Consider the following 21,136-nt stretch of genomic DNA (forward strand, 5'->3'; position numbering starts at 1 on the left):
TCCGCGTCAGCGAGGCTTTTCGTTATTGGGCCTGGCGTTGACGCTGGCGTTGACTTCCATGATTGCCATCTGGGCGTCTAGCCAGCTTGTTCAGCGTATTGAGGACGCGGCTGCCCGGTCAACGGGGGTTTGGCTGACGCAGGTCAGGCAGGCGGCGGCGGACGTGCTGAAACAACACTTTGCCGCGCTGGCCAAGGGGGAACCGCCGCAGGGCGAAGCGGGCGTTCCGCTGTTTGCGGACCCCTATGCGCCCACGGTTGCCGAATTGCGCGCATCGGCGCATCTCCCTGCCGATTTTCCTGAACGCGCGGCGATGGGATTTGCCGCACGGATCAATATCGCCAAAAGCGAAGCCTGCCCGGGCGAGCGATGCCGGATAGACGCATTGATCTACAGCGCCAAACCCTTGCTGAAAGCGGGTAAGCATGCTCCCGATCTGATCGGCATCGCCGCGGTCATTGATGCAGCCCAGGGGTATGGCGGAGCGGTGTGGCCAGAAGCGCCGGGCCGTGTTCGAGGCGCCGCCTTCAGCTTTCCCAATCCCTGGGTGGCGGGCGCGCCCGCGCTGTCGGCGGGCACCGTGGCGCTTTGGGCTGGGCTTGGGGCGCAAGCCGAGACGGACCGCCCGCCGGCCATGCCGGACCTGAGCGCCTACGTCAAAATCGGCGACGCGCGCGACCCCAATCTGAGCGGAGCGCTGACGGTCGCCTCCTCTATTCGCGCGGGGGCATACATTTCCGTGGGCGCGCGAGCGGTGGCGCGCCAGCCTTGCCGCGTAGCGACCGGCACTATTGCATCCACGCACGACGGCGAGCTGCTGACCTGCCAAGCCGGCCTCTGGCAACGCGCCAGCAGTGGCTTTGGCGGTGCCTACAGCTCCAACTATCCGCACGGGTGCAAACATTACTCCGGCATTTCCACCGCCAACCCCGTTACCGGTCAGTGCTCTTGCCCCCCGGGATTTGCGGCCGTGATTGTTTCCGCGGGTGGAAAATGGACCGAATCGGAGGGGTGGACGACGGGGTACGTCTGTGTCAGGTGAACCGTCAGCGGGCACCTTTTCCGCGCTTTCGCGCTAACCCTCTATAATCAAAGATTCGCCTAAATCTGCGTCATCCACGATGAAATCCTCCGAGATTCGCCGCCAGTTTCTGCAATTCTTCAAGTCGAAGGGACACACCATTGTTCCGTCGTCCTCGCTCGTTCCCGGCAACGATCCGACCCTGCTTTTCACCAATTCGGGCATGGTCCAGTTCAAGGACGTGTTCACGGGCAAGGAATCGCGGTCGTACACGCGTGCCACGTCGTCGCAGCGCAGCGTGCGCGCGGGTGGCAAACACAACGACCTGGAGAACGTGGGCTACACCGCCCGCCACCATACGTTCTTCGAAATGCTGGGTAACTTCAGCTTTGGCGACTACTTCAAGCGCGACGCCATCCAGTACGCCTGGGAACTGCTGACGCAGGTCTACAAGCTGCCGGCCGAGAAGCTCTGGGTCACCGTGTACCAGGAAGACGACGAAGCCTACGATATCTGGGCCAAGGAAGTGGGCGTACCCACCGAGCGCATCATCCGCATCGGCGACAACAAGGGCGCGCGCTACGCGTCCGACAACTTCTGGCAGATGGCCGACACCGGCCCCTGCGGTCCGTGCTCGGAAATCTTCTTCGACCACGGCCCCGAGATCTGGGGCGGCCCGCCCGGATCGCCCGAAGAAGACGGCGACCGCTTCATCGAAATCTGGAACCTGGTCTTCATGCAGTTCGAGCGCGACGCCGAAGGCAACATGCCGCGTCTGCCACGCCCCTGTGTCGATACCGGCATGGGTCTGGAACGCATCGCCGCTGTTCTGCAAGGCGTGCATTCCAACTACGAAATTGATCTGTTCCAAAAGCTGATCCACGCCGCCGCTCGCGAAACGGGCGTCAAGGACCTGGAAAACAATTCGCTCAAGGTCATCGCGGACCACATCCGCGCCTGCTCCTTCCTGATTGTCGACGGCGTCATTCCCAGCAACGAAGGCCGGGGTTACGTACTGCGCCGCATTGTGCGCCGTGCGCTGCGCCATGGCTACAAGCTGGGCCAGACCAAGCCGTTCTTCCACCGCCTGGTGCCGGATCTGGTTGCCGAAATGGGCGAAGCCTATCCGGAATTGGCGTCCATGGCCGACCGCGTTGGCCAGGTGCTCAAGCAGGAAGAAGAGCGTTTCGGTGAAACGCTTGAACACGGCATGCGCATCCTGGACACGGCCTTGGCCAATGTGCCCAAGGGCGGTGTGCTGGACGGCACGACCCTCTTCACCCTGTATGACACCTACGGTTTCCCGGTCGACCTGACCGCCGACATCTGCCGCGAACGCGAAGTGGAAGTCGACATGGCGGGTTTCGAGGTCTCGATGGAGCGGCAGCGTGATCAAGCCCGCGCCGCCGGCAAGTTCAAGATGGCCGAAGGCTTGAGCTACGAAGGCGCCGATACGCGCTTCGAAGGCTACGAAAAGCTGGAGCTCGACAACGTCAAGGTCACGGCCCTGTACGTGGATGGCACGCAGGTTCAGGAAGTGAAAGCCGGCCAAAGCGCCGTCGTTGTGCTGGATGCCACCCCGTTCTACGCGGAGTCGGGCGGCCAGGTCGGCGACACCGGTCTGCTGGAAGCGGACGGCGTGCGATTCGCCGTCGCCGATACCCTCAAGATCCAGGGCGGCGTTTTCGGCCACCATGGCGTGCTGGAATCGGGTTCGCTGTCGGTTGGCACCACGCTGTTGGCGCGTGTGGATGCGGTGCGTCGCGCGCGTACGGTCCGCAACCACTCGGCTACCCACCTGATGCACAAGGCCTTGCGCCAAGTGTTGGGCGCGCACGTGCAGCAGCGCGGCTCGCTGGTCGATGCCGAAAAGACCCGCTTCGACTTCGCTCAGGATTCACCGCTGACCGCCGAGCAGATCGCGCGCGTCGAGGCGATCGTCAACGCCGAAGTGCTGGCCAATCAGCCTACCGTGGCCCAGGTCATGGCTTACGACGACGCCGTCAAGGGTGGCGCCATGGCGCTGTTCGGCGAAAAGTACGGCGATACGGTTCGCGTGCTGGACATCGGCTTTTCGCGCGAACTCTGCGGTGGCACGCACGTGAGCCGCACGGGTGACATCGGCTTGTTCAAGATCGTGTCCGAAGGCGGCGTTGCCGCCGGCGTGCGCCGTATTGAAGCCATCACCGGCGACAACGCGCTGGCCTGGGTGCAGAATCAGAACGCCTTGCTGACCCAAATCGCCGGCATGCTGCGCAGCACGCCCGCCGATGTGCCGGCGCGTATCGCGCAGGCGCAGGACCAGATCAAGGCGCTTGAGAAAGAGCTGGAACAGTCCCGCAACAAGCTGGCCGCCAGCGCGGGCAACGATCTGGCCACCAGTGCCGCTGTCGACGTGAAGGGCATCAAGGTCCTGGCCGCAAGCATTGGCGACGTGGATCCCAAGGCGCTGCGCGGTATGGTCGACAACCTGAAAGACCGTTTGAAGCCGGCCGTTGTGCTGCTGGCCACCGGCTCGGCCGATGGCAAGATCAGCGTGGTGGGCGGCGTCACCGCCGACCTGACCGACCGCATCAAGGCGGGCGACCTGGTGGGCTTTGTCGCCAGCCAGGTGGGCGGCAAGGGCGGCGGCCGTCCGGACATGGCCATGGGGGGCGGCACGGACCTGGCAGCCTTGCCGGCGGCCATTGCCGGCGTGCAGAAGTGGGTCGACGAGCGTCTCTGATGAGCAGCGCGGAAACAGATGTCGATGTCGGCGCGCAAGCGCCGACATTCGAGCATGAGATCGATGCCAGCGGCTTGACCTGTCCGCTGCCGATCTTGCGCGCGAAGAAGGCGTTGGCCCAGATGGCAAGCGGCGAAGTCTTGCGCGTGGTCACCACCGACCGCAACGCGATCCGCGATTTTCAGGCTTTTGCCCGTCAAACCGGGAATGTGCTGGTGGCTCAGGAAGAGGCCGAAGGCCGCGGCGTGCACTATCTGCGCCGGCGCTAGCGCGCAGCCGGTCGCGGCATTGAAGGCTGGCGGGGCGGCACAACTCCCGCATCCGCAAAAAAGGTCCGGCGCTGAACTGACCCCCAGAAGTTGGAGAGTCAGAAGCTAAGGGCCGAAGGCCTGAGTTCGGTACTGAACCGGACTCAGGCCTTTTAGCTTGAGCTTGATGCGTTCGTAATTGTAGTAACGGATGTACAGACGTATGCCGGCCTGCAACTGTTCGATGGTCTCGAAGCGGTTCGGGTAGAAGAACTCGGCCTTTAATGTGCCGAAGAAGCTTTCCATGGCGGCATTGTCCAGGCAGTTTCCCTTGCGTGACATGCTCTGTGTTATTGATCGAGTGGCCAGCATGTGCCGGTATTGAGGCTGCTGGTAGTGCCACCCCTGGTCAGAGTGCAGCATCGGGTGGTCGGCGGGTTTGAGCCGCATGAGCGCCTTTTTCAGCATAGCGCCAACTAGCTGGAACATGGGCCGCAGACTGGTCTGGTAAGCCACGATTTCGCCGTTGTAGAGGTCCATGACGGGCGACAGGTACAGCTTCTGGCCACGCACATTGAATTCCGTCACATCGGTGACCCATTTCTGGTTCGGCCTGTCGGCATCGAACTGGCGCGCTAACAGATTAGGCGCCACACGGCCCTCCTGGCCCCGATAGGAGCGATATTTCTTCGGTCGTACCACGGACCTCAGTCCTAGCACTTGCATCAGTTTTTGTACCGTCTTGTGGTTCACATGCTGCCCGGCTTGGCACAGCGCGGCCGTGATGCGCCGGTAGCCATAGCGTCCCTGGTGGTACACGTAGGTCTTGCCGATGCTGGCCTTGAGGGTGGCATGCCGATCAGCGACCTGGGCCATCTTCACTTGGTAGTAGTAAGTGCTCGATGCCAGACCTGCCACTTGGAGCAAGGCTGACAGCGGATGTTGTTGCCTTAATCCAGTCACGACTTGCGCTTTTTCTGCGCAGCCGCACGCTTTTCCTGGATCAAGGCATCGAGTTTTTTTAAGTACGCGACCTCGGCGCGCAGCAGGATCAACTCCTTGTTCTGCCGAGCAATGATCTGCTTGTCGTCCAGTTCAGCGACCGAGGAGGTAGGCTTGGGTGGCTTGTTGCTCATGGTCATGCGGGGCCCCTTTCGACGGGAACGCAGTGCGTCGATACCCCCTGCATCATACTGGCGTGCCCACTTACCGATGTGCGCCGCGCTGCGAATGTCGAACACCACCGCTGTCTTGGCCTGTGACCAGTGCTTCTGCCACATCCGCTTGAGCACCTTCAGCTTGAAGGCCTGGTCATAGCTTGCGCCCTTGCGGCGCAAGCCCGAGACACCGTGCTCGCGATAGCCGTTCACCCACCGCTCAACGGTTGCGTGCCTAAGGCCGTGAACCGCTGCCACAGCTTTGAAACCCAGTGAGCCTGACAGGTAGTCCTTGACCACCTTGACCTTAAAACGCTCGTCGTACTTCGCCATGTAAAAACCCCCGAAGGTTGGATATATCTCCAACTTTCGGGGGTCAGTTCAGCTTGATATCAAGCGGGCCTTTTTTGTCCTGGCGGTGTGCTTACTTGTGAATGGCCGCGGCCACTGCCTGGGTAATCGTGAAGTCCACCAGATCGCCTTCCTTGAGTTGCTGCAGACGCGCCTGCAAGGCGGGGTCCTTGACCTGGATCGTGCGTTTGCCGCCCTGTGGGCCCTTCAAGGTGACCATGTTGGCGCTCTTGTTGATGTGCCAGATCTCGGCGGTAATCGTGGTTTGGCGGCCTACCGCACCGCCAGGCTTGGCGCCCGGCGCGCTGCGCGTCGCCGCTGTTTCAGTCTTGACTTCGGGGGCACCCGAACCGGCGGGGCGCACATCGACCCCCACGGATTCGTAGTAATCCAAGGTCAGCATGTCGCCCGGCTTGATCTGCTGAAAATTGCGGACGTCGGGACCGGCCACGACCTCGACCGTATTGCCGTTGTCCCCTTGCAAGGTGATGGCCCGTGTGGCCGGGTCCACGGCTGTGACCTTGCCGGTAGCAGTGGTCATTGCCGCGCCGATGATGCGGGCGGAGGCCGCGATGGGCATCGCCAGCGTGCCCAGCAATAGGCCCGTCAAGGCCAGGCGTGCGACGGGTTTGAAGACGGATGTCGGGTTCTTCATGGTGTGGCGCCCTCCAAGAGAGGAAGTGTTGGGAAAAAACACGAACGAACAGGCGTAGCGAGGCCGGAGGAATGGAATCCGTCGTCAGGGTAAAGGCGGGAAAACAGGGGAGACGCCGTGCCGAAGAGGCGCAGCGCAAGGCGGGCAAGCGTGGGGTCTGGCGTAGGACGACATAAATCCGATCTCTCCAACCGGGCTATTTCTTCAAACGCACTAAGGGGGTATCGCAGGAAATGCAGGCGCAAGCGCGGCCAGGCGGCTACACTTCGGTCTGCGGCGGGCTTCGGCCCGTTTTGTAGAATACCCGGATGCGGTGTTTTACGATACAAATTGCGCCGCCCCGACTGATTCAGCACCTGCATTTGCCAGCCGGCTTGTTTAAGTGCTAGAATTTCCCGTTTTTCACAACTAATTCAAGGGATTACCTATGGTGGTGATTCGCCTGGCCCGCGGTGGGTCCAAGAAGCGTCCGTTTTACAACCTGGTGGCCACCGATTCGCGTAACCGTCGCGACGGCCGCTTCATCGAGCGCGTGGGTTTCTACAACCCCGTCGCTAGCGAAGGCACGGAAAACCTGCGCATTGCGCTGGATCGCGTGCAGTACTGGACTGGCACCGGCGCCCAACTGTCGCCCGCCGTCGAACGTCTGGTCAAGGACTACTCGGCCAAGGTTTCCGCCGCGGCTTAATTGCCTGCGTCGTATAGCCAAGCCGTTAGTTCAGCTGTAAAGCTACCATTCTTAGCTGTTTCATAACTATCAAGAGCGCGATACATGTCTGATGCCGCAACCTCTAACGCGGCGCCTACGGATTTGATCGAGCTGGGCCGCATCACTGCAGCCTACGGTGTGAAAGGCTGGGTTAAGGTGCAGCCTCATTCGGCCAATGCCGAAGTGCTGCTCTCAGCATCTCAATGGTGGTTGACTCGCCCTGTGCCTGAATTGGCGCGGGGCGCTGTCGCGTCTGCGCCTGTCGCAATCAAGGTATTGCAAGCTCGCTCCCAGGGCGCCACGGTGGTGGCCCAGCTGGCGGGTATTGTGGACCGCGACCAGGCCGAAGCCATGCGCGGATATTCCGTGCAGGCGCCGCGCGGCTCTTTTCCCGCGCCGGAAGAAGACGAATACTACTGGGTCGACCTTATCGGTTGCGCGCTGTATACCAGCGCCAACGGTGAACCCGCGCTTATTGGCGTGGTGGATGAAGTCCTTGATAACGGCGCTCATGCCGTCTTGAAGGTCTTGTGCCAGAAAGTTGGGGCCGAAGGGCCCGAACCCATTCTGAACGCCAAGGGCCGACCCGCCGAAATGCTTGTTCCGTTCGTACGCGCGCATATTCACGCCGTCGATCTGGCCGCTCGCCGCATTGACAGCGATTGGCCGGCGGATCTTTGATGCGATTTGACGTCATTACGCTCTTTCCCGAAATGTTCGGGGTGGTGCGCGATCTGGGTGTCACCGGCCGGGCTCATACCCAGGGCCGGTGGTCCCTGCATGCGTGGAATCCCCGCGATTTCACGCAGGACGTCCATCGCACGGTAGACGATCGCCCTTACGGTGGCGGTCCGGGAATGGTGATGATGGCCGCGCCGCTTGAAGCCGCCGTCAATGCCGCCCAACAAGCGCGTGCCGCGCAAGGTCTGGGGCCTGCCCCCGTGGCCTTGCTGGCACCGGTTGGTCAGCGCTATGACCAGGCGGGCGCTGAAACCCTGGCCGCGGGCGACGGAATCATCCTGATCTGCGGCCGCTATGAAGGCGTGGACCAACGGTTCATTGAACGTTGCGTCACGCACGAAATCTCGCTGGGCGACTTCGTGTTGTCCGGCGGGGAAATCGCCGCGCTTGCGGTGATCGACGCCGCGGTGCGCCTCTTGCCTGGTGTGCTGAACGACGGCGACTCAGCCTTGCAGGACTCGTTCAACGACACCTTGTCTGGCCTGCTGGACAGCCCGCACTACACGCGCCCCGAAGTCTATGAAGGCGAGTCCGTGCCCGCGCCGCTCCTGAGCGGCCATCATGCCAATATCGCCCGCTGGCGGCGCGAACGTTCGCTGGCCCTGACGGCGGCGCGTCGCCCCGAGTTGATTGAATCGGCTCGTGCCAAGGGTTGGTTGAACAAGGCGGATGAACGCTACCTGGCAGAACTGGCCGGCACCTACGACCCCGCGTCGGATGCGCCCAAGCGCCGTCGCAAGCCTGCGTCAAAATCCCCCGCGCAATCCCCCAAGACGCCCGACGCGTCCTGAGCAATTCCCCTACTCAGCTATTTCGTAAACGCTAGGGATGTTCCTAGGTTGTGAGCTTTTCGCCTGCTCCTTAGTATTGAAAATTACACATAAATGAAATTTTCACATGAGCAGATCCAATTCGGCCGCCTCGCGGGTGGCCCGACCCGTCCTAGAGCATCGCGCCTCGCCGTCGCCGGCAAGGGCGGCTTCGTTTGCGGGCAGGCCGGAATCTGCCGTGGATTTGTGGTTGGGTCAGCAACTGCGGCAGTTGCGCAAACAGCAAGGCCGATCCCTTGCCGATGTGGCGCGCGCTTGCGGCATGTCCTTAGGGCTGCTGAGCCAGATCGAGCGCGGCCTGAGTTCCGCCTCGGTGAAGGTGCTGCACCTGCTGGCGCGCGAATTCCAGGTTTCGGTCAATTCACTGCTGCGCAATGCTGAGCACACGCAGGGCGAAGACGGCGGCCGCGTTGCCCGCGCGGGCACGCACCGCTTTATCGATCTAAGCGAAAAAGGCATCAGCAAAGAGATGTACACGCCGCCGGCCTGCAGCAGCATGGACCTGTGCCGCGCCACGATTGAACCCGGCGGCTCCACCGGCAACGAGCTATTCGTGACGGGGCAGGGCGAGCAGATTGGGGTGGTGCTCAAGGGTTCGCTTGAATTATGGGTGGGCGACCGCGTAATGCTGCTGAATGAAGGCGACAGCTTTTGCTATGCCAGCAGCACCCCGCGGCGCTGGCGCAATCCCGGTTCGCAGACGACCGAGGTCATCTGGGCCATTTCCAACATCACTCAAGCCGCGGGGGACGACACGCAACAAGCGCCATAAGCGCGCAGCATCCACATCGGCGCGATGACACTGGGGATTGTCGCGCCACCGGACACGCAAGGCGTTGCCCGGACTTCTTTGCCACGATGAGGAAATGTCATGAAGATCAAGACTCTGGTTGTCTCTGTATTTGCAGCATTGTCCATGGCCGCGGGCGCGCAAGCCCAGACGGTGTTGAAAGTGGGGTCCACACCCACCGGCAGTCCCTTCACTTTCCTGGACACCAAAGCCAATAGCATCGAAGGCGTGATGGTCGACATCGTCAAGGCCGTTGGCAAAGAGGCGGGTTTCGAAGTGCAGATCGAACCCATGGCGTTTTCCGCACTGATCGGATCGCTGACCTCAAAGCGTATCGACATCGTGTCGGCCGCCATGTTCATCACTCCGCAGCGCCAGCAGATCGTGAGCTTTTCCGAGCCCGTCTATCGTTACGGAGAAGGCTTGATGGTGTTGAAGAGCGACAACAAGGAATACAAATCGTTCGCCGACATGAAAGGCATGACGGTCGGCGTGCAGGTGGGCACGGCTTTTGTTGAGCCCGTTCAGAAGAGCGGCGTGTTCAAGGAAGTGAAGCTGTATGACAACCCGCCCGACATGATGCGCGACGCCAATGCCGGCCGTATCCAGGGTGGTTTCATGGACTACCCGATTGCAGCGTACATCCTGACGCAAGGCAACTATCCCAACCTGAAGATGGCGCAGTCTTACCAGCCGACCGTGATGGGCAGCCTGGGGCTGGCCACGCGCAAGGAAGACACGGCGTTGCTGGACCGTATCAATAAAGCGCTGGCCAAACTCAAGGCGGACGGTGCCATCGACGCCATCCTGAAGAAGTGGGGCCTGTCCGGCTCGTAACGCGGCGTTAGTTCCAAGCAAGCAAGCGTTTTTGCAACAGCCTGGCCGGCGCGTATCCGCGCGCCGGCTGGCGGGGCGCATCCCGCGTTCCCGCAAGAGGTCTTGTCGGGGTGGGGTAGTTCATGACGGAATTCTTCAACGACGCGGCAGAGTACATGCCGATACTGCTGGAAGGCGCGAAGCTGACGATCCTGGTCACGCTGGGTTCGCTCGCGCTGTCGACGGTGCTGGGTCTTGTGTGGGCGCTGATGCGCGTCTCGGGAAACAAATTCCTGTCCAAGTTCAGCGCCGGTGTGATCAATCTGCTGCGCGGCATTCCTATCATCGTGCTGCTGTTCTACATCTATTTCGTGATGCCCGACATGGGGGTGTCGCTGACTGCGGTGCAGGCCGCCATCATCGGTCTGGGTGTCGCGTATTCCGCCTATCAGGCCGAGAATTTCCGCGCCGGCATCCAGGCGATTGACCGTGGCCAGATCGAAGCCGCCATGGCCATGGGCATGAGCTGGAGCATGACGATGCGGCGCGTGGTCCTGCCGCAAGCGGTCAAGATCGTGCTGCCGCCTTACGGCAACATCATGATCATGATGCTCAAGGACTCATCGCAGGCGTCCACCATCACGGTGGCCGAGCTGGCCCTGCAAGGCAAGCTGATCGCGGTGTCTACCTTCAAGAACGCCACAGTGTTCTCTCTGGTGGCGTTGATGTACCTGGTGATGTGCGTGCCCTTGATTCTGCTGGTGCGCCATCTGGAAAAAAGGAGCACCACCAAATGATCGAACTTCGCGGAGTCCGCAAGAGCTTTGGCTCGCTGGAGGTGCTGAAAGGCATTGATGCCGACGTCAGCAAGGGCGAGGTGGTCTGCGTGATCGGCCCCTCCGGTTCGGGAAAATCCACGATCCTGCGCTGCATCAACGGGCTTGAGCGCTACAACGCAGGGCGCATCACCGTGGACGGAGAGCTGGTCGATGCCGACGCGCCGTCCATCGTGTCCATCCGCACGCAAGTGGCCATGGTGTTTCAGCGCTTCAACTTGTTCCCGCATCGCACCGCATTGGAAAACGTCATTGAAGGGCCGATCTTCGTAAAGAAAGAGCCGCGCGCGCAAGTGCTTGAGCGCGGCCGCGAACTGCTGGCCAGCGTGGGCTTGGCGGACAAGGCCGATGCACATCCCAACCAGTTGTCGGGCGGGCAGCAGCAGCGGGTCGCCATCGCGCGTGCGCTGGCCATGCAGCCCAAGGCCATCTTGTTCGACGAACCCACTTCCGCGCTGGACCCTGAACTTGTCGGCGATGTGTTGGGCGTCATGCGCAAGCTGGCGGAAGCCGGCATGACGATGGTCGTCGTCACGCACGAAATGAGCTTTGCCCGCGAGGTTGCCGACCGCGTCATGTTCTTTGATGGCGGGGTCATGGTAGAGCAGGGCGCCGCCCGCGAAGTGCTGAATCATCCGCAGCATCCCCGGACGCAGGATTTCCTGCACCGCGTGCTGCATCCCATGTAAGGAACCGTCATGCAGCAAGCGCCGTTTCCCCTTTCCCCGTCATTGTGGGCAGCGACCGCGGCGCCACCGCCGTCGACCGAGCCGCTGGCCGCTTCCACGCAGGCCGATGTGTTGGTCATCGGCGGCGGCTATGCCGGTCTGAGCACGGCCTTGCATCTGGCCGAGCGGGGCGTGAAGACCGTCGTACTGGAGGCGCGCGAAATCGGCTTCGGCGGCTCGGGCCGCAATGGCGGCCAGGTGATCCCAGGCTTGAAATACGATCCGGACGATTTGATCGCCATGTTCGGGCCTGAAAAGGGCGACCGGCTATTGCGGTTTGCGGGCAGCACGGCGGACTCGGTGTTCAACCTGATCGACCGCCACTCCATGGATGTGCCGCATGTGCGCAAGGGCTGGATCCAGGGGGCGCATACCGCCGAAGCCTTGCGCATTGCGCACGGGCGCGCCGCGCAATGGGCGCGCCACGGCGTGGATGCGCAACCGTTGGATCGGGATCAGGTCGCACGCTTGTTGGGCACGGATCGCTATTTGGGCGGTTGGGTCGACAAGCGCGCGGGGGCCGTGCAGCCCTTGAGCTACGTGCGCGGCCTGGCACGCGCCGCCTTGAATGCGGGCGCCGTGATCCACACTGAAACGCCGGTCACCGGCTTGAAGCGTGACGGCGGCAAGTGGACGGCGTCCACCGCGCGCGGCGCAACCGTTACCGCAGACCGCGTCGTCATGTGTACGAACGCCTATGGCGGCGATCTGTTGCCCGGGCTCAAGACATCCATTATTGACGCCAACACCTTCCAGGTGGCCACGGCGCCGCTACCGGAATCAGTGCGCGCGGGCATCTTCCCCGAAGGCCACGTTACGTCGGACACCCGCAATCTGTTGCTGTACTTCCGGCTGGACCACCAGGGCCGCCTCTTGATGGGCGGTCGCGGTCCGTTTCGCGAACCCAAGGGGCCGCAAGATTGGGCGCATCTTGAGCGCGTCATGTTGAAGATGTTTCCGCAGGTGGCCGGCACGCCGTTCGAATATCGCTGGTGCGGCCGCGTTGCCATTACGCGCGATTACCTGCCGCATTTGCACGAGCCACAGCCCGGCTTGCTGGTGGACATTGGTTGCCAGGGGCGCGGCGTGGGGCTGCAGACGAGCATGGGGCGCGCGATGGCGGAATATGTGGCCACGGGTGATGCCGCCGCGCTGCCGGTGCCCTTGTCGCCGGTGGTGCCGTTTCCGCTTTATGGCTTGCGCCGGCTGTATGTGAATGCGGTCGTCACTTGGTATCGCATGACGGACGGCGGCGTGTAGATCTCGTGCCGATAACGTTGGCCAGATAAAAAAACACCCCGGAGCATGAACTGCACCCCAGAAGTTGGACACCCGTCCGACCTTTGGGGTGTTTTTCATGACGAAGTACGATGAGCGATTCAAGCTGAATGCGGTAAGGCATTACTTAGCTGGCCAGCTTGGCTATCGAGAGGTGGCCCGCAGCCATGGGATCGAGCATTCGATGCTGCGCCGTTGGGTAGCGAGCTACGAGCAGCACGGCAGTGCTGGGCTAGCCAAGAAGTTCAGTCATTACGATGCGGCGTTCAAGCAGGAGGTGCTTGGGCGGATAGACCTTGATGGCCTGTCAGATCGCCAGGCTGCGGCGCTCTATGACATTCGTCACGCGGGCAGCATCGGCATCTGGCGCGCCCAGTATGATGCTGGGGGAGCAGGCGCGTTGGCGCCGCGAACTAAAGGTAGACGTCCCATGCCGCATAAATACCCTCCGGCACCGACCCCCAAAGACATGACCGAGGACGAGTTGCGCAAAGAGAATGCCTATCTGCGTGCGGAGCTCGACTACCTAAAAAAATTGAAGGCCTTGATCCAAGCGGAACGGACCGAAGCGCTCGTCAAAAAGCGCAAATGGTCCAAGGATTAAGGTCAGCCCATCCGCTGACATTGTTGCTGCGCGCAGCCCGGCTGTCGCGCAGCACGTTTTACTACCATCTGAAGGCGCAGGGCGCGGCGGACAAGTACGCCGGGCTCAAGGCCAGGATCGGTGCCGTCTATGCCCGCAACAAGGGGCGCTACGGCTATCGCCGGATCACCTCGGTGCTGCGCCAGGCCGGCGAACTGATCAACCACAAGACGGTGCAGCGCCTGATGCAGGCGCTGGGGATAAAATCGCTAGTGCGGGCCAAGAAATATCGCTCATACCGTGGCGAGGTAGGCCGGATCGCACCGGATTTGCTCAAGCGCCAGTTCGAGGCGTCTGGCCCCAACCAGAAGTGGGCTACCGACGTGACCGAGTTCAACGTCCAGGGCAAGAAGCTGTATCTGTCCCCGGTGATGGACCTGTACAACGGCGAGATCGTGGCCTATCAAACCGAGCAGCGCCCGGTGTTCGGCCTGGTGACCAAGATGCTGAAAAAGGCCTTCGCCAAGCTCAAACCCTTGGATACGCCGTTGCTGCACTCGGATCAGGGCTGGCAATACCAGCAACGCGCCTACCGGCGCCTGCTAGCCGAGCGCGCCGTCACCCAGAGCATGTCCCGCAAGGGCAACTGCCTGGACAACGCCGCCATGGAGAGCTTCTTCGGCACGCTCAAGTCGGAGTTCTTCCATCTGAACCGCTTCGAGAGCATCGAGCAGCTACAGGCCGGCATCCGCCGCTACATCCACTACTACAATCACCACCGCATCAAGCTCAAGCTAAAAGGCCTGAGCCCGGTTCAATACCGGACCCAGGCCTTCGGCCCTTAGCTTTTAACTGTCCAACTTCTTGGGGTCAGTTCAGCAACGTTCCGGGGTGTTTGGCGTCAGCGCGATTCGCAGTGGCTTATTCGCCCAGCTTGGCGCGCTGTTCGCGCACTTTTTGCAGGGTTTCGCCAAACTGCGCCATGCGCGCCTTTTCCTGTTCGACAACCGCCGCCGGGGCGCGCTCGACAAAGCTGGCGTTCGACAGCTTGCCGTTGGCCTTGGAGATTTCGCCTTCCAGGCGGGCGATTTCCTTGTCCAGGCGGATGCGTTCGGCGGCCACGTCGATCTCAACGTGCAACATCAGGCGGCTGGCGCCCACCACTTGAACCGGCGCGCCGGCATCCGGCAAGACGTCCAGCACATCGACCTGGCTCAGCTTGGCCAACGCGGCCAGGTACGGCGCGTTGCGCTTGAGCGTGGGCGCGTCGCCCTGGGCGCACAGCGGCACCTTCTGGGCGGGCGACAGGTTCATTTCGCCACGCAGTGCGCGCACGGCTTCAACTTGCGCCTTCAGTTCAGCCACGTCGGCTTCCGCGGCGGCATCCACGGCGGCCGGATTGGCCTGCGGATACGGCTGCACGCTGACGCTGTCGGCCACGCCTTCCTTGCGCTTGCCCGCCACCACCGACACTTTCTGCCACAGCTCTTCGGTGATAAACGGAATGATGGGGTGGGCCAGGCGCAGCACGCATTCCAGCACGCGGATCAGCGTGCGGCGCGTACCCAGTTGCTGGGCCGGCGTGCCGGTCTGGATCTGCACCTTGGCCAGTTCCAGGTACCAATCGCAGTATTCGTCCCAGACGTAGCGGTACAGGGCGTTGGCGATGTTGTCGAAGCGATAGTCGGCAAAGCCGCGCGCCACGTCGGCTTCCAGCGTTTGCATCTGGCTGATGATCCAGCGGTCGACGAACGAGGTTTCGCCTGCGTCCGAACCGGTCAGGTCATGGCCTTCGGTGTTCATCAGCACGAAGCGCGTGGCGTTCCACAGCTTGTTGCAGAAGTTGCGGTAGCCCTCGCAGCGCTTCAGGTCGAAGTTGATGTTGCGGCCCAGCGTGGCGTAGGCCGCCATCGTGAAGCGCAGCGCATCGGTGCCAAATGCCGGGATGCCGTCGGGATACTGGCGGCGCGTGGCCTTTTCGATGTTGCCGGCCTGCTTGGGGTTCATCAGGCCGTAGGTGCGCTTGGTGACCAGGCCGTCAAGGTCGATACCGTCGATGAGGTCCACCGGGTCCAGCGTATTGCCCTTGGACTTGCTCATCTTCTGGCCGTCGGCATCGCGGATCAAACCGTGCACGTAGACGTGCTTGAACGGGATCTGGCCGGTCATGTGCGTGGTCAGCATGACCATGCGCGCGACCCAGAAGAAGATGATGTCAAAGCCCGTCACCAGCACGCTGGAGGGCAGATAGCGTTGCAGGTCCGGCGTGTTGTCCGGCCAGCCCAGCGTGGTGAAGGGCACGAGACCCGACGAGAACCAGGTGTCCAGCACGTCCGGATCCCGCGTGAGATCGCCCGTGACGCCGGCGGCGCGGGCCTGCTCGATGGCGCCCGCTTCGTCGTGCGCCACGAAGACCTGGCCGTCTTCCGAATACCAGGCCGGGATCTGATGGCCCCACCACAGTTGGCGCGAAATGCACCAGTCCTGGATGTTGTTCAGCCACTGGTTGTAGATGGTGGTCCAGTTGTCCGGGTAGAACTGGATGCGGCCGTCGGCCACCACTTCCAGCGCCACTTCGGTAATGCTCTTGCCCGGGTTCAGCGTGCCTTCCGGCGCGGGCTTGCTCATGGCCACGAACCATTGGTCGGTCAGCATGGGTTCCAGGACGACGCCGGTGCGGTCGCCCTTGGGCTGCATCATCTTGTGCGATTCGACCTTGACCAGATAGCCCTCGGCATCCAGTTGGGCAACGACCGCCTTGCGGGCTTCGTAGCGTTCCAGGCCCTGGAACTGCTTGGGGCCGTTTTCGTTGATGTGCGCGTCCAGCGTAAAGATCACGATCAGGGGCAGATCGTGGCGCATCGCGCAGGCGTAGTCGTTGAAGTCGTGCGCGCCGGTGATCTTCACGCAGCCCGTGCCGAATTCCGGGTCGACGAAATCGTCGGCGATGATGGGGATGTTGCGGTCGCACAGCGGCAGTTCGACTTCCTTGCCAACCAGGTGCTGATAGCGGGGGTCTTCGGGGTGCACGCACAGCGCGCCGTCGGCCAGCATCGTTTCCGGGCGGGTCGTGGCGATGGTCAAGCCGCGCAAGGTGACGGTCTGGCCGTCTTTGTCGACGATGGTCTGCGGGCCGTCCACGAAGGGGTAGAGGATGTGCCACATGTGGCCCTCGGTCTCTTCGGACTGCACTTCCAGGTCGGACACGGCGGTCAGCAGCTTCGGGTCCCAGTTGACCAGGCGCTTGCCGCGGTAGATCAGGCCCTGTTTATGCAGGCGCACGAATGTCTCGACCACGCCGCGCGACATGCGGTCGTCCATGGTGAAGTATTCGCGCGGCCAGTCGGCCGAGGCGCCCAGGCGGCGCACCTGTTCGGTAATGGCGTTGCCCGACTTTTCCTTCCATTCCCAGACCTTTTCCACGAATTTTTCGCGGCCAAGGTCATGGCGGGAAACCTTCTGGGCATCCAGCTGTCTTTCAACAACGATCTGCGTGGCGATGCCGGCGTGGTCGGTGCCGGGAATGAATACGGTGTCGTCGCCCGCCATGCGGCGGTAGCGCACCAGGCCGTCCATGATGGTCTGGTTGAAGGCGTGACCCATGTGCAGCGTGCCCGTCACGTTGGGCGGCGGGAACTGGATAACGTAGGGCTGGCTTTCCGTCCCCGTTTTTACGTGCTGACCCGCCGTGAAGTATCCGCGCTTGTCCCATTCGGCATACCAGCGCGATTCCAATTCGGAGGGTTCGAAGCTCTTGGAGAGTTCCGGGGTGTCGCTCGCGGGATTCGCGGCGTTCGGGGGAGCAGCTTGAGTCATTACAGGGTTCCGGCAGACAGGGCGCCCGGCGTAGGGATACGGGCAGCAAACCGCTCATTTTAAGATGTAATGCGGTCTTCTCAGCGTGTTAGAATACCGGGTTACTGTAAACCTTTTAGAAGTCCCTGAATTCATTGAGGTTTCCTTCAGAAATGTGCGCTTAAAAGGCCACGTTTCGGTATCCTCGACAAGAATCATGGGCACGTCCGATCGGTGGCCAGTGTCGAATCCCTGCCTTGGCAAGCGGTTCAGGCCGGCCCGGAATGTTCAACGGAATCGTTCAAACACGCCGGACCGCCTGCGCGCCCATCGCGCGATGACACTTCAAGGGTGACACCGACAAGTGCAGAGCCACGCCAGGCAATTCATCAGAAACCAGTCAGAAATCAGTTTTCGGAGTTCCTAATGTCCATTCAACGCACCCTCTCGATCATCAAGCCCGACGCCGTCGCCAAGAACGTCATCGGCCAGATCGTCGGCCGCTTCGAACAAGCCGGCCTGAAGGTCATCGCTGCCCGCCTGGCGCAACTGTCGCGCGCCGACGCCGAGCGTTTCTACGCCGTGCACAAGGAACGCCCCTTCTTCAAGGACCTGGTCGATTTCATGATCTCGGGCCCCGTGTTCGTGCAAGTTCTGGAAGGTGAAGACGCCATCCAGAAGAACCGCGACCTGATGGGCGCCACGGACCCGAAGAAGGCCGAAGCCGGCACCATCCGGGCCGACTTCGCCGACAGCATCGACGCCAACGCCGTGCACGGCTCGGACGCTCCGGAAACGGCTGCTGTCGAAGTCGCTTTCTTCTTCCCCGAAATCAACATCCACAGCCGTTGATTTTCGCGTAAGCACTGATTTAGTTTTTTAGCGTTACCCAGGTCATGGAATCCGTCGAACGAATCAATCTGCTGGGGCTCGATGGCTCCGCCCTGTCCGAACTTGTCGGGCAGTGGGGCGGCAAGCCGTTTCGCGCTCGCCAGTTGCAGCGCTGGATGCACCAGCGCGGCGCCGATTCGTTCGACGCCATGACCGATCTGGCTCGCGAATTCCGCAGCCAGCTCGCGTCCAACTGCCGCATCGAGGCCTTGCCTGTCAATATCGAGCAACGCTCGACCGACGGCACGCGCAAGTGGCTGTTCGACGTGGGGCAGGGCAATGCCATCGAAACCGTCTTCATTCCCGAGGACGATCGCGGCACCCTTTGCATTTCCAGCCAAGCCGGCTGCGTGGTCAATTGCCGCTTTTGCTCGACCGGGCATCAGGGCTTTAACCGCAACCTGAAAACCAGTGAAATCATCGGCCAGTTGTGGTGGGCCAAGCGCGTGCTGGAAGCCGATATCGGTACCGCACGGCTGGCGAACGCCAAGGCTACCGAAGATACGCGCGTCGTCAGCAACGTGGTCATGATGGGCATGGGCGAGCCCCTGCTCAATTACGACCAGGTGCTGCCGGCCCTGCGCCTGATGCTCGACGACAACGCCTACGGCCTGTCGCGCCGCCGCGTCACGGTGTCCACGTCGGGCGTGGTCCCCATGATGGACCGCCTGTCGCAAGACTGTCCGGTGGCGCTGGCGGTGTCGCTGCACGCGCCGAACGACGCGCTGCGCGACGAGCTCGTGCCGCTGAACAAGAAGTACCCGCTGAAAGAGTTGCTGGCGGCCTGCGAGCGCTACCTGGCGTTTGCCCCGCGCGACTTCATCACTTTTGAATACTGCATGCTGGATGGCATCAACGATACCGACCAGCACGCCAAGGAACTGATCCAAATTGCACGCCAGTTGCGCTGCAAGCTCAATCTGATTCCGTTCAACCCCTTCCCAGAGTCGGGCCTGAAGCGTTCCAACTCCGCGCGCGTGAAAGTGTTTGCGCAGCGCCTGATGGACGCCGGCATCATCACGACCGTGCGCAAGACCCGGGGTGACGACATCGATGCGGCTTGTGGTCAACTGGCCGGAGAAGTGCGCGACCGCACTCGGATTACCGAGCGCAACGCTGCACAGCGCCAGACCATACCAATTAAACAGGTGCATGCATGACGCAGGATGTCGCTTCTGCAGTTTCTGAAAAGCCCGCCAGCGAAGCGGGCAATATCGGCTCGGCATTGCGTTCGCTGCGCCAGTCCAAGGGCTGGTCACTTGATGAGGTTTCCAGCCGCATCAAGTTTTCCACCAAGCAGATCGACGCCCTTGAAAACGAAGCGTGGGCGGACTTGCCCACCGGCGTTTCGCTGCGCGGCCTGGTCCGCAACTATGCGCGCCTGCTGGGCGCTGATTCCCAAGCCATCGTCGATTCGCTGGACCCGAAGGCCCGCGTCACCGGTCCGGTGAAGCTGAGCCCGGGCGCCCTGCATTCGGCGCATTCCATTCCCCAGTCCAGCGCTGACGACGACCGTTCGTCGTCCACCTCCTGGGGCTGGCTGATTGCCATCGTGCTGGTGCTGGCCGCCGGCGTGGCGTATGCCTTCTGGCAAGGCTGGTTGCCGCAGCAATGGCTGCCGTTCGACTGGCTGCCCAAGCCCACCAAGTAAACCGGTTCCACCGATGCAAGATTCCTCTCTGCCTTGCCACGATGCGCCGCCTCCGTCTGTCGGGGCCGCCATGCGCCGCGCTACCCGCTCCGTTGCGGTGAAGTGGGGCGATCGCGTTGTCATGGTTGGGGGCGATGCCCCGGTCGTGGTGCAGTCCATGACCAACACCGATACCGCAGACGCCATCGCCACGGCGATCCAGGTCAAGGAACTGGCGCTGGCCGGCTCCGAGCTGGTGCGGATCACGGTGAATACGCCCGAGGCGGCCCGCGAAGTGGTCGCCATCCGCGAACAACTTGATCGCATGGGCGTGAATGTGCCGCTGGTTGGAGACTTCCACTACAACGGCCACAAGCTGCTGACGCAGTTTCCGGAATGCGCGCAGGCGCTGTCCAAGTACCGGATCAATCCGGGCAACATGGGCGGCGGCAAGCGGCGCGACGACAACTTCGCCCAGATGATCGAAGTGGCTTGCCGTTACGACAAGCCCGTGCGCATCGGCGTGAACTGGGGCAGCCTGGACCACGAACTGATGGCGCGCAAGATGGACGAAAACAGCCGCCGCGCGCAGCCCTGGGAGGCCCAGGCCGTGATGCGTGACGCGCTGGTCGTGTCGGCCATCACCAATGCGCAGCGCGCGGAAGAGCTTGGCTTGCGCCGTGATGCCATCATCCTGTCGTGCAAGGTCAGCCACGTGCAGGACCTGATCGCGGTCTACCGCGATCTGTCCGCCCGTTGTGATTACCCCCTGCATCTGGGCCTGACCGAAGCCGGCATGGGCAGCAAGGGCATCGTGGCCTCCACCGCCGCGCTGGCCGTGCTGTTGCAGCAGGGCATCGGCGACACCATCCGTATTTCGTTGACGCCGGAACCCGGCGGCGACCGCAGCCGCGAAGCGGTTGTGGCGCAAGAAATCCTGCAGACCATGGGCCTGCGCGCTTTCACCCCCATGGTGGTAGCGTGCCCCGGTTGCGGCCGCACCAGCAGCACGTTCTTCCAGGAACTGGCTGACAGCATCCAGTCCTACCTGCGTCGCCAGATGCCGGTCTGGAAGGCGCAGTACCCCGGCGTCGAAAGCATGAACGTCGCGGTCATGGGCTGTGTGGTCAATGGGCCGGGCGAAAGCCGCCATGCCGATATCGGTATCAGTCTGCCGGGAACGGGCGAAGTGCCCGCGGCGCCGGTATTCGTGGATGGCGAACGCACGGTCACGCTCAAGGGCGACCATATCGCCGAAGAGTTCCAGGCCATCGTCGAAGACTACGTGGCGCGCCGATACGGCGTGCTCGCCTCTCATTAAAAGAAAGGGTGTAGCCGCAAGCGCGCCGGCA

Annotated in this window: 19 protein-coding genes; 16 read left to right on the top strand and 3 right to left on the bottom strand. The window is 62.2% G+C overall.

Annotation, left to right across the window (positions count from 1 at the left end; translation table 11 throughout):
* Nucleotides 1–58: 58 nt before the first annotated feature.
* From CVS48_RS14605 to CVS48_RS14615, 3 genes are all read left to right on the top strand, one after another.
* Nucleotides 59–1,042, top strand: coding sequence for a prepilin (locus tag CVS48_RS14605; RefSeq protein WP_242001277.1), 984 nt, complete (start codon nt 59–61; stop codon nt 1,040–1,042).
* 79 nt (nt 1,043–1,121) lie between these two features.
* Nucleotides 1,122–3,746, top strand: coding sequence for an alanine--tRNA ligase (gene alaS / locus CVS48_RS14610; RefSeq protein WP_100855070.1), 2,625 nt, complete (start codon nt 1,122–1,124; stop codon nt 3,744–3,746).
* The gene (locus CVS48_RS14615) at nt 3,746–4,015 is read left to right on the top strand and encodes a sulfurtransferase TusA family protein (RefSeq protein ID WP_100855071.1); all 270 of its coding nucleotides are present in this window, start codon (nt 3,746–3,748) and stop codon (nt 4,013–4,015) included. Before alaS ends, CVS48_RS14615 begins: the two co-directional genes overlap by 1 nt.
* Nucleotides 4,016–4,120: 105 nt before the next feature.
* Here CVS48_RS14615 and CVS48_RS14620 read toward each other — a convergent pair.
* Together CVS48_RS14620 and CVS48_RS14625 are read right to left on the bottom strand one after the other, a co-directional pair.
* Nucleotides 4,121–5,484, bottom strand: a protein-coding gene (locus CVS48_RS14620; protein WP_100853427.1) for an IS3 family transposase whose coding sequence is annotated in 2 segments (ribosomal slippage) — nt 4,121–5,010 and nt 5,010–5,484 — 1,365 coding nt in all. Because the reading frame shifts where the segments join, the coding sequence is not laid out codon by codon here.
* 91 nt (nt 5,485–5,575) lie between these two features.
* Nucleotides 5,576–6,157: a hypothetical protein gene (locus CVS48_RS14625; protein ID WP_100855072.1), complete on the bottom strand. Its 582-nt coding sequence runs from the start codon at nt 6,155–6,157 to the stop codon at nt 5,576–5,578.
* Between the two features lie 427 nt (nt 6,158–6,584).
* On the opposite strand from CVS48_RS14625, the gene rpsP reads away from it, so the two are divergent.
* The 9 genes from rpsP to CVS48_RS14670 all read left to right on the top strand — a co-directional run bounded on the left by rpsP (nt 6,585) and on the right by CVS48_RS14670 (nt 14,313).
* Entirely contained in the window at nt 6,585–6,845 is a 261-nt protein-coding gene (rpsP, locus tag CVS48_RS14630) for a 30S ribosomal protein S16 (RefSeq protein WP_006224007.1), read from the top strand.
* A gap of 84 nt (nt 6,846–6,929) precedes the next feature.
* Nucleotides 6,930–7,547, top strand: a complete 618-nt coding sequence (gene rimM / locus CVS48_RS14635; protein WP_100855073.1) for a ribosome maturation factor RimM — start codon at nt 6,930–6,932, stop codon at nt 7,545–7,547.
* Complete coding sequence (gene trmD / locus CVS48_RS14640) at nt 7,547–8,398, top strand: tRNA (guanosine(37)-N1)-methyltransferase TrmD (RefSeq protein ID WP_100855074.1); 852 nt, start codon at nt 7,547–7,549, stop codon at nt 8,396–8,398. The genes rimM and trmD overlap by 1 nt, the downstream gene beginning before the upstream one ends.
* Before the next feature lie 106 nt (nt 8,399–8,504).
* Entirely contained in the window at nt 8,505–9,209 is a 705-nt protein-coding gene (locus CVS48_RS14645) for a helix-turn-helix domain-containing protein (protein WP_242001276.1), read from the top strand.
* A gap of 99 nt (nt 9,210–9,308) precedes the next feature.
* Entirely contained in the window at nt 9,309–10,064 is a 756-nt protein-coding gene (locus tag CVS48_RS14650) for an ABC transporter substrate-binding protein (RefSeq protein WP_100855075.1), read from the top strand.
* Nucleotides 10,065–10,186: 122 nt separating this feature from the next.
* Nucleotides 10,187–10,840: an amino acid ABC transporter permease gene (locus CVS48_RS14655; RefSeq protein WP_100855076.1), complete on the top strand. Its 654-nt coding sequence runs from the start codon at nt 10,187–10,189 to the stop codon at nt 10,838–10,840.
* Complete coding sequence (locus CVS48_RS14660) at nt 10,837–11,568, top strand: amino acid ABC transporter ATP-binding protein (RefSeq protein WP_100855077.1); 732 nt, start codon at nt 10,837–10,839, stop codon at nt 11,566–11,568. Before CVS48_RS14655 ends, CVS48_RS14660 begins: the two co-directional genes overlap by 4 nt.
* A gap of 9 nt (nt 11,569–11,577) precedes the next feature.
* Entirely contained in the window at nt 11,578–12,867 is a 1,290-nt protein-coding gene (locus tag CVS48_RS14665) for an NAD(P)/FAD-dependent oxidoreductase (protein ID WP_100855078.1), read from the top strand.
* A gap of 97 nt (nt 12,868–12,964) precedes the next feature.
* Nucleotides 12,965–14,313 (top strand): IS3 family transposase gene (locus tag CVS48_RS14670; protein ID WP_419191420.1). Its coding sequence is split into 2 segments (ribosomal slippage): nt 12,965–13,447 and nt 13,450–14,313, totalling 1,347 coding nucleotides; the frame shifts between segments, so codons are not numbered across the junction.
* 76 nt (nt 14,314–14,389) lie between these two features.
* On the opposite strand, the gene CVS48_RS14675 is transcribed toward CVS48_RS14670, so the two are convergent.
* Entirely contained in the window at nt 14,390–17,284 is a 2,895-nt protein-coding gene (locus tag CVS48_RS14675; RefSeq protein WP_100855079.1) for a valine--tRNA ligase, read from the bottom strand.
* Between the two features lie 405 nt (nt 17,285–17,689).
* Between CVS48_RS14675 and ndk the strand changes: the two genes are divergently transcribed.
* From ndk to ispG, 4 genes are read left to right on the top strand one after another with little or no spacing between them, the layout of a single operon-like run.
* Nucleotides 17,690–18,115: a nucleoside-diphosphate kinase gene (gene ndk / locus CVS48_RS14680; protein ID WP_006218576.1), complete on the top strand. Its 426-nt coding sequence runs from the start codon at nt 17,690–17,692 to the stop codon at nt 18,113–18,115.
* A 44-nt stretch (nt 18,116–18,159) separates the two neighbouring features.
* Nucleotides 18,160–19,314, top strand: a complete 1,155-nt coding sequence (rlmN, locus tag CVS48_RS14685; protein WP_050446283.1) for a dual-specificity RNA methyltransferase RlmN — start codon at nt 18,160–18,162, stop codon at nt 19,312–19,314.
* A complete protein-coding gene (locus CVS48_RS14690; protein ID WP_100855080.1) occupies nt 19,311–19,805 on the top strand; it encodes a helix-turn-helix domain-containing protein in 495 nt (164 codons plus the stop codon). Before rlmN ends, CVS48_RS14690 begins: the two co-directional genes overlap by 4 nt.
* A 13-nt stretch (nt 19,806–19,818) precedes the next feature.
* Nucleotides 19,819–21,105 (top strand): flavodoxin-dependent (E)-4-hydroxy-3-methylbut-2-enyl-diphosphate synthase, encoded by a 1,287-nt coding sequence (gene ispG, locus CVS48_RS14695; RefSeq protein ID WP_100855081.1) that lies wholly within the window; start codon nt 19,819–19,821, stop codon nt 21,103–21,105.
* The last annotated feature ends 31 nt before the right edge of the window (nt 21,106–21,136 follow it).

Origin of the sequence: Achromobacter spanius (assembly GCF_002812705.1) — a bacterium.
Taxonomy (GTDB): domain Bacteria; phylum Pseudomonadota; class Gammaproteobacteria; order Burkholderiales; family Burkholderiaceae_B; genus Achromobacter; species Achromobacter spanius.